This is a genomic window from Nocardiopsis sp. RV163 (genome assembly GCF_001029525.1).
Classification (GTDB): domain Bacteria; phylum Actinomycetota; class Actinomycetes; order Streptosporangiales; family Streptosporangiaceae; genus Nocardiopsis; species Nocardiopsis dassonvillei.
The window spans coordinates 23,456-34,711 of record NZ_LEKI01000047.1 but is presented as its reverse complement, the minus strand read 5'-3'; the positions used below and the strand labels follow the sequence as shown (position 1 = coordinate 34,711).

Sequence of the window (11,256 nt, the reverse complement as noted above, 5' to 3'; positions counted from 1 at the left end):
CGTCCTTTGACGAAACCACATAATTATTGAATCTCCTATAATTAGCGCCTGGCGAAGACACCGTGGCGCTGAACGCCCTCTGCACGCTCTGCGGAGGCGGTGCGTAACCGCGTGCCGGGTGCCAAGAAGGCTTGCTACCGTAATCCGGCAACGGAGCATAGCCCCGAGCTGGATGCCAGTCCAAACCACTCGGATCCGTGAGCGAGGCAGGGTTGTTGTTCGAGTACAGGTACCCGTTCATCTTCTGAGCATCGGCCAGGTCCATCAACGGGTCCACCGAGACGAACCGGCCCAGCGCCGCGTCATACGCTCGCGCACCCAGTTGGGTCAGCCCCGTGGACTCATCGACCGTGCCGTCCACGAACCCGCGCTCACCCGGCCACTCCCCCGCGGCCTCACGGTTCTCACCGAACACGGTCATCCGCCGCTGAACGACCTCTCCCCAGACCGCGTCCACCGCCATTTCACCCGTGCCGTGGTGGTCGGAGAACACCCAGTGCAGATCCCCGTCGTTCTCGCGCACCGCGACCGTCTCACCCGCGTGCTCGAAGTAGCGCGTGGCCTCCTCAGTTCCCGCGGCCGGGTCCCAGGTCACCTCCATTCCCGGAAGGTACAGGGTGGTGGCCCCGTGCGCACGCCGCAGCAACCGCTCACCGGCGGCGTCGTAGACGTACTCGGTCCTGTCCACACCCTCGGTGACACTGGCCAGTTCGCCCTCGGGCCCCCACTCCAGGACCTGGTCTCGCTCGCCTGTGGTGCGGCGGACCATGTTCCCGGACGCGTCGTAGTCGTAGGAGTGCTCGGTGACCCCACCAACACCCTGCTCCTCCACGCCGGTGATCGCGTGAGCAGGACCCTGCCCCTCCTCCGGGGACGAGTACGAGCGCGTCGTCTGTCCGCCGCCCGGCGCGTACTGGATCTCCTCGACACGGTTGCCGGTCTCGTCGTAGGTGTAGGAGTGCCAGTACGGAGCGGGCCCACCCAGGTTCTGAGCATCGGGCTCGGCGGCACAGGCCTCCTCACCGGTGGCGTTCGGAGTCCACACCTGGTTCAGGCGGCGCAGGTGGTCGTAGTCGAAGCACTGCACGTCGCTGGCGCGTACCGGGTCGGTGGGCTCGTCGCTGACCCGCAGCAGGTTGCCGATGTCGTCGTAGGCGTAGGTCTTCGTGGACAGCGATCCCTCGCCCACCTCCGGCACGACGCTGGCCATGTCCAGACGGTTCGTCTTCTCGTCGAAGTCGAGGGTCTGCCAGGTCTTGTCCGTGCCCAGGGGCCTGCGGCTGAACTCGCGTTGGACGAGGTTGCCGACCTTGGAGTAGACCGCCTCGGTGACGATGTGGTCGTTGCCTGTGACCGAAGTGACGTTGCCGAGGTCGTCGTAGTCGTACACGACGGGTTCGCCGGGCAGATCACCAGCCGCGGGGAACTCGGTGGAGCTGACGCTGCCGTCCGGGTTGTACAGGGTGCGGAACAGGTAGCGGCCCGCCAGCCCTCCTTCGGCCCCGGGGATCAGCACCTGCTGGGCCAGCGGACGCCCCATGGAGTCGTAGCTGAGCACCTGGTCGGTGTAGGAGTTGCCGTCCTCGTGGCGTGTGGAGGAGGTCAACTGTCCCGTCGCCACGGTGTCGTAGGCCCAGGACGCCCGGACAGTCCCGTCCGCGGAGCCTCGTCGTGGTTGTCGACCACGATCACGAACAGCTCCCCCGCCGGGTTCTCCCCGTTGTGGTAGGGCCCGCGCTTGATCATGGTGTTGCCGCGCGAGTCCAGTAAGGAGCCCCCCGACTCCCGCGACACATAGGCACCAACCTGACGTAGGAGTCTTGCATCTGCCCGACAAATCATGAAGGTTTTCTCCTAGGGCAGACCCGGACGCCGCGCGCGGTGACCGCACCGGAGCGCGTCCCTTCCGGCTGCTCGCTGTCCGCACGACAGAAGCCGGAAGGAGCCCACGTTGGCGAAACCGCACCGGAACCGTCCCGCTCACCCGCCCGCCCGGGGAGCGGGCCGGGTCTCCCGAGCCGTCGCACTGGCCGCAGCGATCACCGCGTCGCTGCTCCACGCGCCGCACACGGCGGTTGCCGCCGCTCCGGCCGCCCCGGCAACGAACACCTCCACCGAGCCGTGCGCGGTCGATCCGCAGGCCCCGCCCAAGCGGCAGATGCGCGCCGAGTGGATCGCCTCGGTGGTCAACATCGACTGGCCCAGCGAGCAGGGCCTCCCGCCCGAGGCCCAGCGGGCCGAGCTGACCGACCTGTACGACCGGGCCGAGGCCGACGGGCTCAACGCCGTGTTCGTGCAGATCCGGCCGACCGCCGACGCGTTCTGGCCCTCCCCGCACGAGCCCTGGTCGGAGTGGCTCACCGGCACGCAGGGCGCCGACCCCGGGTACGACCCGCTGGCGTTCGCGGTCGAGGAGGCGCACGCCCGCAACCTGGAGTTCCACGGCTGGTTCAACCCCTACCGGGTGGCCATGCACGACGACCCCTCGCGCCTGGTGGCCGACCACCCGGCGCGGGTCAACCCGGACTGGGTCTTCGCCTACGGCGGCAAGCTCTACTACGACCCGGGCATCCCCGAGGTGCGCGCGTTCGTCGTCGAGGCGATGATGCACGCGGTCGAGAACTACGACCTGGACGGCGTCCACTTCGACGACTACTTCTACCCCTACCCGGTGGCGGGCGAGACGGTGCCCGACCAGGACACGTTCGCCGAGTACGGCGGAGGGTTCGGCGACATCGGGGACTGGCGGCGCGACAACGTCAACCGCATGGTCCGGGAGATGGACGAGGCGGTGCACGCCGCCAAGCCGCACGTGAAGTTCGGCATCAGCCCGTTCGGGATCTGGCGCAACGACACCAGCGACCCGAACGGCTCCGACACCGGCGGGTTCGAGTCCTACAGCCAGATCTACGCCGACAGCCGCAGGTGGGTGCGCGAGGGCTGGGTGGACTACATCAACCCGCAGGTCTACTGGGAGATCGGCCTGCCCGTGGCCGACTACGCGGTGCTCGTCCCCTGGTGGGAACAGGTCACCGAGGGCACCGGCGTACACCTCTACATCGGCCAGGCCACCTACAAGGCCGGCAACGCGGGCGCCTGGTCCGACCCGGACGAACTCTCCCGGCACCTGGACCTGAACCGCGAGCACCCGGGCGTGGACGGGGACGTCTACTTCAGCGCGAACTCGCTGCGCACCAACGCCAGGGACGCCATGGACGTCGTGGTCGAACAGCACTACGCCAACCCCGCCCTGATCCCGGTCAAGGAGGACCTGGGCGGGGCCGCTCCCGCGCCGCCGGTGGTCACCGCCGCCGCCCGGGCCGACGGCGGCACCGAGCTGACCATCCGCCCCGGACGCGGCGGCAGGCCCGCCTACTACGCGGTCTACGAGCTGGAGGGCGCACCCGGACGGCAGGAGGTCCCGTGCGGAGTGCAGGACGCGCGCGCACTGATCGGCACGGTGCGCGCGGCCGGGGACGGCGGCGAGACGGTCTTCACCGCGCCCGGCGGCGGTGACGTGACCTACTACGTGACCGCCCTGGACCGGCTGCACCACGAGAGCACGACGAGCAACCCGAGGCACGTGCCCCGGGGCTGACCGGTGAACCACGGGGCCCGGCGCGCGTGCGCCGGGCCCCGGCCTCTTCCCCCGACCCCGAGTCCCGCGCCGATCCGGTCCGCACCGTGGTCGGTCCGTGACACCACGGCGACGGACCAGCGAAGAACGCGCCAACTCCCCCGCCAGGACCTGGCCACGGCGCGCACCGCTGGGCCAGACTCGCCGGGACCGTCCGCTCCCCCGAAGGACCGCAGAGGATGACCCTCCCTCCACGCTCCCCCCGACTCCTGTCCCCGCTGCTCGCCCTCGCCGTCGGCGCCGCCCTGCTCTCCCCCGCCCCGGCGGCCTCAGCCTCGCCGCTCCCGGCCGGCACGGCCCGGGCCGTGGCCTCGCCCGTCGATCACGTGGACCCGTTCATCGGCTCCACGAACGGCGGCAACACCTACCCCGGTGCGGTCCGGCCGTTCGGGATGATCTCCTGGAGCCCGACCACCACCCGCGGCGACCAGACCGACACCGGCGCGGCCAACGGCTACTCCTACGACGTCACGCGGGTGCGGGGCTTCGCCCTGACCCACGTCAACGGCGCCGGGTGCCACCCCGGTGCCGCCGGTGACGTGCCGATCATGCCGGTCACCGTGCCCGTGGAGAGCTCGCCCAGCGCCGACACCCGCGACGAGGTGTACGCGAGCGACTTCGACCACGCCGACGAGTCCGCCTCCCCCGGCCGTTACACCGTGGCCCTGGAGAACGGGGTGCGCACGGACCTGAGCGTCACCGACCGGTCCGGCGCCGGGGAGTTCGACTTCCCCTCGGACGCCCCCGCCAGCCTGCTCTTCCGCACCTCCAACTCGCTCAACGGCAGCGAGGACGCCGACGTCCGCATCGACGCGGAGGCCCGCACGGTGAGCGGTTCGGTGCTCACCGGCGCCTTCTGCGGACAGCGCGCCAACGGCGGCGAGAACAACCGGAACTCCTACTACCGGCTGCACTTCACCGCGCACTTCGACACCCCCTTCACCGGGGCGGGCACGTGGGAGGACGGCGAGCTGAAGCCGGGGGCCACCACCGCCTCGGGCGGCGAGGGCTACGACCGCGACCAGCGGCGGGGCCGGGGTTCGGGCGGCTACGTCTCCTTCCCCGAGGGCTCCGACGTGGGCGTGCGCGTGGGCATCTCCTACGTCAGCGCGGAGAACGCCGAGGCCAACCTCGCCGCCGAGATCGCCCCCGGGCAGAGCGTGGACGCGGTGGCCGCGTCGGCGCGCGAGGCCTGGAACCGGCGCCTGCGCACGATCAGGGTCGGCGGCGGCACCGACGACCAGCGCACCGCCTTCTACACGGCGCTGTACCACTCACTGCTCCAGCCCAACCTGGTGAGCGACGTCGACGGCCGCTACCCGGGCATGGACGGCGGGGCGCACCGCGTGGCGGACGGGCAGGGCGCCCAGTACACGAACTTCTCCGGCTGGGACCAGTACCGCGCGCAGGTCCAACTGCTCGCGCTGCTGGAGCCCGGGGTGGCCGGGGACTTCGCGCAGTCCCTGCTCAACTTCTCCGAGCAGAACGGCGGCGTGTGGGACCGCTGGGTGCACGTCAACGGGCCCACGCACGTGATGACGGGCGACCCCTCGGCCGCGACGCTGGCGACGTTCGCCGCGATGGGCGTGGACGGGTTCGACGCCGAGGCCGCCTACGCGTCCCTGCGGACCCAGGCCACCGAACCGCACCCCGACGGCCTGTCCGACGCCGGGTGCCCGGGCCAGTGCGAGGGCCAGCGCCCGAACCTGGAGCGCTACCTCGAACTCCGCTACGCGCCGCAGGACGACTGCCACTGCTGGGGCGGGGCCGCGGAGACGCTGGAGGCCTCCGTGGCCGACAACGCGCTCGCCCAGTGGGCGGAGCGCCTGGGGCGCGGGGACGACGCCGCGGTGTTCGCCGAGCGCGGCGGGTACTGGCGCAACGTCTACAACCCCGGGGCCGCGCCGGAGGCGGGCTACGCGCAGGCGCGCGACGCAGACGGGTCCTGGGTGACGCCCTTCGACCCCAGAAGCGGCACCGGGTTCGCGCAGGGCACGAGCGCGACCTACACGTGGATGGTGCCGCACGACGTCGGCGGCCTGGCCGAGGCGATGGGCGGTCGGGAGACCGCGGCCGAGCGCCTGGACGGGTTCTTCCGCACCCCCGACGGCGCGTGGTCGGTGGGCGGCGGCGACCCGCTGCGCTACGACCCCACCAACGAGCCGGGCATCCACGCGCCGTGGATGTACAACGCGCTCGGGCAGCCGTGGAAGACCCAGGAGACGGTGCGCCAGATCGTGGACACCCAGTACGGGACGGGGCCGGGCGGCCTGCCCGGCAACGACGACCTGGGCACGATGTCGGCCTGGTACGTGTTCTCGGCCCTGGGGTTGTTCCCACAGGCGCCGGGGCGCGGCGAGCTGCTGCTGTCGGCCCCGGTGTTCTCCTACGCCAGGATCGCGCCGAGCGGACGCGAGCCGATCACCGTCGTCGCCCCGAACGCCGGGCCGGACACGCCCTACATCGGTTCGGTGCGCCTGGACGGGCGGGAGCACACGCGCTCCTGGCTGCCGGAGTCCTTCCTCAGCGGGGGCGGGCGCGTCACGCACGTGCTGGTCGGCGAGCCCAACACGGAGTGGGCGACCGCTCCGGAGGACCTGCCGGTCGACCACTGAGGCTGTGGGCGGGCGCCGCGCTCCCGGGTGCGGCGCCCGCCCGTGACCGGGTATCCGAACGGACGCGGCGCCCGTCCGCGATCGGGTTCCCGAGCAAGTGTGATACCCGTACCGACCTCTGCACGCGACCGGATTCCGGAACCCGCCCGTGACCGTCGCGGGGCCCGCGTCGGGGCGTTCCAGCCCCGCCAGGCAGTGCAGGAGGGTGCTCTTGCCCGAGCCGGAGGGGCCCATGACCGCCGTGAACCCTCCCCGAGGGAAGGCCGCGTCCACCCCGGCCAGCGCGTGGACGGGAACGCCGCCCCGCCTGTGGGTCCTGGTCAGCCCGCACGCCCGCAGCGCGTGGGGTGCGGCGTCGGCTCCGGCTTGGTCCCGGACGTGCCCGTCCATGGCGAACTCCGCTCGTCTCGTCGTGTGGGGGGTTCGGCACCCTGTCCGGCCCCTCGCAGGAGCCAAACACGGGGGCCGGTCCGCGTCACTGGGCCTGGACGGAGGTCCGGTGGTGGGGCGGACCCCACCTCACCTCCGGGACCCGGGGCGACGGGTCGCGTTGGGCGGCGGGCTCGGCGCGACGTAGCGTGACCCCATGGACATCGATCTGCGTACACGCACGGCCCTGGTGACCGGTTCGACCCAGGGCATCGGCCTGGCCGTCGCCACGGCGCTGGCGCGCGCCGGGGCGACGGTGGCGGTCAACGGGCGCAGCGGGGAGAAGGTCGCCCGCGCGGTGGAGGCGATCGCCGAACGGGTGCCCGGGGCCGCGCCGGTGGCCGCGCCCGCCGACGTGACCACCGAGGAGGGCGTCGACCGGCTCCGCGAGCTGCTCCCCCGGCTCGACGTGCTCGTCAACAACCTCGGGATCTTCGGGGCTCAGGACGCGCTCGACATCTCCGATGAGGAGTGGCGGCGCTACTTCGAGGTCAACGTGCTCTCCGCCGTACGCCTGACCAGGGAGTTCCTGCCCGGGATGACGGAACGCGGGTGGGGCCGGGTGCTCAACATCGCCAGCGACTCGGCGGTGGTGATCCCGGCCGAGATGATCCACTACGGCATGTCCAAGACGGCGCTGCTCGCGGTCTCGCGGGGGTTCGCCAAGGAGGCCGCGGGCACGGGGGTGACCGTCAACTCGGTGATCGCCGGTCCCACCCGCACCGGCGGCGTGGAGGACTTCGTCTACCAGCTCGTCGACCGGGACCTGCCCTGGGAGGAGGCGCAGCGGGAGTTCATGCGCCTGCACCGGCCGCAGTCGCTCCTGCAGCGGCTGATCGAACCCGAGGAGATCGCCAACATGGTCGCCTACCTGAGTTCGCCGCTGGCCTCGGCCACCACGGGGGCCGCCGTGCGGGTGGACGGCGGGTACGTCGACTCCATCGTCTCCTGAGAACGCCCCCGGAGGCCGGGCACCCGGCGTCCGGGCACGGCGCGGCTCTCAGCCGGTTCCGCCCACGGACCGGTGGAGGCGGTCGGCGAGCGCCGCGGTGCGGCGGGCGAACTCCGGCGGGCCCTCGACAGTGAAGGGCAGGCCGGTGAGCGCGAGGACGACCGCGAGCCACTCGTGGGAGTCCACTCGGGCGGTGTAGCGCGCCCGGTCGGGGCCGACCGCCTCCAGGTCGCCGTCGATCCGGGAGATCCGCGCCGCCACCTCCCCGGCCGACGCGTCGAACAGGACCGACACCGTGTGCCGGGCCTGCCCTGCTACGAAGCCCCGCTCCAGGTGGTCGGCCAGCGGCTCCCCGGGCAGCTCCCGGCGGGTGAAGTGCGCCCTGGTGGGGGTGACCCCGGCGATCCGGTCGAGTCGGAAGGTCCGCCAGTCGTCGCGCTCGCGGTCCCAGGCGAACAGGTACCAGCGCCGTCCGGACAGGACCAGCCGGTACGGGTCCACCCTGCGGCGCAGCTCGCGGCCGTCGCCGCCCCGGTGGAGCATCCGGACCCAGTGCCCGTCCGCGACGGCCTCGCCCAGGTCGGTGAGGACCCGTGTCCGCACGCCGGGCCACACCCGCTGCTCCGGTTCGACCGCCGAGGCCAGCGCTTTCGCGCGGCGGGCCAGGCGTGAGGGCAGCACCCTGCCGAACCGGGCCAGGGCCCGTTCCGCGCTCTCCTCCACGCCCTCCACTCCGCCGAGTCCGGCGGCGACGATCCGCAGCCCCAGGGCGGCTGCCACGACCTCGTCGTCCTCCAGGAGCAGGGGCGGTACCGCGCGGCCCGCGACCAGCCGGTAGTGGCCGCCGGGGCCGCGGAGGCTCTCCACCGCGTAGCCCAGTTCGCGCAGCCGGTCGATGTCGCGGCGCAGCGACCGCGGGCTGGTCTCCAGGGCCGCGGCCAGGTCCGCGCCGGGCCAGGCCCTGCCGGTCTGGAGCAGGGAGAGCAGGCGCAGCATCCGCGCACTCGTGTCGGCCATGCGGCCCATTCTCCGCCGGATGCGGCCGGGTTCGGACCGCGATACGCCCGTGCGGCGCGGTCGCCGCTCTGGCCGGGTGTTCCGGCAGTCCGGAAAGCGGATTTGCGCGCGATCACCGGGGTGACAGAAGGGCACCGGTGGTGTGATCGTGGACACCACCGGCGTTCTCGTGGAATCGCCCCCGTCGCCTGGGACCGAGACCTCACGCGCTGACCAGCGGTTCCAGGGGAAGGGAACGGCGCACGAGTCGCATTGTGACCCTTTAAGATCACCCTGCGCGTCCGTTCCTTACTGAGAGTTTACCCGGACCGGGTAGACATAGACGGATCGGCCCCCACGGACTTGAGATAAGGATGTGCGCGACGTGATGGACTGGTTGAGCAACCTCTTCGGCGGAGCGGCCGAGGAAGCAGCCCAGGGAGTGTCCGACGCCGTGGGCGGGGTCGGCGAGACCGTGGGCGGCGCCGGAGAGGCCGCGCAGGCCTACGGCGAGGAGGCCGTGGGCGGTTTCACCGAGGGCGCCCAGGCCTACGGCGAGGAGGCCGTGGGCGGCTTCCAGGACAGCGCCGCCGAGGCGGTCGGCGGCTTCCAGGACCAGGCGGACACCGTGAGCGGTATCGCGGAGGACCCGGGCGGCGCCGCCGCCGACCACTTCTTCGGCAACAACTGACCTGTCGCCCCCCGGCCCCGGCCGGGAGGGCGGGGCCCGCCCGGAGCACCCGTGCCCCGGGCGGGCCTTCGTGCGTCGCGAAGCCGCCGCGCCGCGTTCCGTCAGCCGGTGAACAGCCGGCGCGGCCGGGCCGCCGAGAGCAGGGTGAGCGCGGCCAGGGCGGCGACGCACGTCCAGGCGAAGGCGTCCCCGATCCGGGAGTAGGCCGTCGTCACCCCCTCCCGGGGCACCATGGCGACCATGGTCTGCTGCCCGGTAGTGAAGTAGTCGGTCGTCGCCAGCACCCGCCCCTGGTGGTCGGTGGCGTTGGCCCGGCCGCGGCTCGCCTGCCGGAACAGGGCCGAGCCGTTCTCCACCGCACGGAACACCGCGTTGCGCGCGTGCGTCTCCTTGATCCCCTCCCAGGTGTTGGCGCCGACCAGCAGGACGTCCGCGCCCCGCGCGCCCGCCTGGCGGACCAGCCCCGGGAAGTCGGCGTCGTAGCAGATGGCCACGGCCAGCCTCCCCGCCGGTGTGTCCGCGACGGGCACCGTGCCGGGCCCCGGCTCGTACGGCTCCAGGACGGGTACCGGCCTGCTCTTGTCGTAGGTCCACGCGACCCCGCCGTCCGGGGCGACCATGAGCATCTGGTTGCGGATGTGGGGGGTCCGCCCGGTGTAGACCGACATACCGGCGTTGACGTACACCCCGTGGTCCCGGGCCACCTCCCGGATGTCGGCCACCAGCAGGTCCCGGTCCTCCTCCAGGGTGAAGGCCGCCGACTCGGGCCACACCACGACCTCGGCGCCCGCGGCCGCCTCCCTCGCGGTGCTGGCCAGGAGTTCGTCGTTGACGAAGCCGAAGCGCTCACGCAGGACGGCCGGATCGGCGGCCCGCAGCGCCTCCAGCGAGTCGTACTCCCGGAAGGTTGGCACCAGCTCCTCCCAGGCGTCCTGCGAGGCGGTGACCCCGGCGACGCGCACGGTGTCGCCCGAGGGCGCGGCGAATACCAGGCGCGCGCCGCCCGCGACCGCGACCAGCGCGACCGTTCCGGCGCAGACCGCCGCCACCGCGCGGGCCGCGCGGTCGGTCAGGCCGCGCGCCCACAGCAGCGCCGCCGCCGAGCACGCCCAGGCCACCAGGAAGCTCACTCCGTACACGCCGGTCACCGACGACACCTGGATCAGCGAGAGGTTGTCGGCCTGGGTGGCGCCGAGGACCCCGTGGATGGTGCCGAATGGGGTCACCGAGGCCACCGTGAACTCCACGGCCACGGTGGTGAGCGGAAAGACCAGGCTGAACGGCCACGGGCCGCGCTCCCCCAGTCGGCGGTGCAGGAGGCGGTCGACGGCGTAGGGGGCCGCGTCGGCCAGTGCCAGGGCCAGCGCGAGCAGCACCAGCGGCGGGGAGAGCAGGTCGGCCAGCCACAGCCAGACCAGCACGGCCGCCGTGCTGGCGGCGAGGACGCCCGACAGGGCGGGCAGCGGTCGGCTGGCGCGTGCGAAGCGCAGCAGCAGGACCGGATAGACCCACGCGAGCAGCGCGATGTCCCAGGCGGCCTGCATCGCGAAGAGGGACAGGGCGGTACCGGCGAGGAGCCAGGCGTAGCGCGGGAGGGTCGGGGGCGCGGTCATGGTTCGGCCTTCGTCTCGGGGAACGGGGGTCTCGGCCGGCCGGCACGACCACAACGCTAGGCGGCCGCGGCCCCGGCGCCCATGGGGAATCCCGCCCTGTTCGGGACGCGGCCCCCCACCCCGGAATGCGGTGTTCCGCAGTACCCGCGCGCCCGGGGGGTGGCTAGTGTCGACGCTGACGCCGACCGGGGCCTCCCCCCGTTCTCCGAGAACACGGGTTCCGAGGGCACGGGCCCGCGCGCGGGCGGCCGAAGGCGGTCGCCGGGCACTCACCAGCGACCACCGGACACGGCCGGAGCCGGAGCCGGGCGCCCGAAGCGGCG

The 11,256-nt window shown here is 72.8% G+C and carries 7 protein-coding genes and 1 pseudogene; 4 read left to right on the top strand and 4 right to left on the bottom strand.

The window, feature by feature from the left end:
• On the bottom strand, nucleotides 1–1,606 hold a 1,606-nt coding region (locus tag ABD54_RS11195; RefSeq protein ID WP_327136717.1), incomplete at its 3' end, for an RHS repeat-associated core domain-containing protein.
• Between the two features lie 345 nt (nucleotides 1,607–1,951).
• On the opposite strand from ABD54_RS11195, the gene ABD54_RS11190 reads away from it, so the two are divergent.
• Nucleotides 1,952–3,598, top strand: a complete 1,647-nt coding sequence (locus tag ABD54_RS11190) for a glycoside hydrolase family 10 protein (protein WP_047869389.1) — start codon at nucleotides 1,952–1,954, stop codon at nucleotides 3,596–3,598.
• Nucleotides 3,599–3,816: 218 nt separating this feature from the next.
• The gene (locus ABD54_RS11185; protein ID WP_047869388.1) at nucleotides 3,817–6,252 is read left to right on the top strand and encodes a GH92 family glycosyl hydrolase; all 2,436 of its coding nucleotides are present in this window, start codon (nucleotides 3,817–3,819) and stop codon (nucleotides 6,250–6,252) included.
• 111 nt (nucleotides 6,253–6,363) lie between these two features.
• Here the strand turns inward: ABD54_RS11185 and ABD54_RS27195 are convergent.
• A pseudogene (locus ABD54_RS27195) lies at nucleotides 6,364–6,642 on the bottom strand (ATP-binding cassette domain-containing protein); the annotation flags it as partial.
• Between the two features lie 196 nt (nucleotides 6,643–6,838).
• On the opposite strand from ABD54_RS27195, the gene ABD54_RS11180 reads away from it, so the two are divergent.
• On the top strand, nucleotides 6,839–7,633 hold the full coding sequence (locus tag ABD54_RS11180; RefSeq protein WP_047869387.1) for an SDR family NAD(P)-dependent oxidoreductase: 795 nt from the start codon (nucleotides 6,839–6,841) through the stop codon (nucleotides 7,631–7,633).
• A 48-nt stretch (nucleotides 7,634–7,681) separates the two neighbouring features.
• Here the strand turns inward: ABD54_RS11180 and ABD54_RS11175 are convergent, their stop codons facing one another.
• A complete protein-coding gene (locus ABD54_RS11175) occupies nucleotides 7,682–8,650 on the bottom strand; it encodes a YafY family protein (protein WP_047869386.1) in 969 nt (322 codons plus the stop codon).
• A 367-nt stretch (nucleotides 8,651–9,017) separates the two neighbouring features.
• Between ABD54_RS11175 and ABD54_RS11170 the strand changes: the two genes are divergently transcribed.
• On the top strand, nucleotides 9,018–9,320 hold the full coding sequence (locus tag ABD54_RS11170; protein ID WP_394324539.1) for a hypothetical protein: 303 nt from the start codon (nucleotides 9,018–9,020) through the stop codon (nucleotides 9,318–9,320).
• A gap of 101 nt (nucleotides 9,321–9,421) precedes the next feature.
• Here the strand turns inward: ABD54_RS11170 and ABD54_RS11165 are convergent, their stop codons facing one another.
• Complete coding sequence (locus ABD54_RS11165) at nucleotides 9,422–10,933, bottom strand: nitrilase-related carbon-nitrogen hydrolase (RefSeq protein ID WP_047869385.1); 1,512 nt, start codon at nucleotides 10,931–10,933, stop codon at nucleotides 9,422–9,424.
• Nucleotides 10,934–11,256 lie beyond the last annotated feature (323 nt).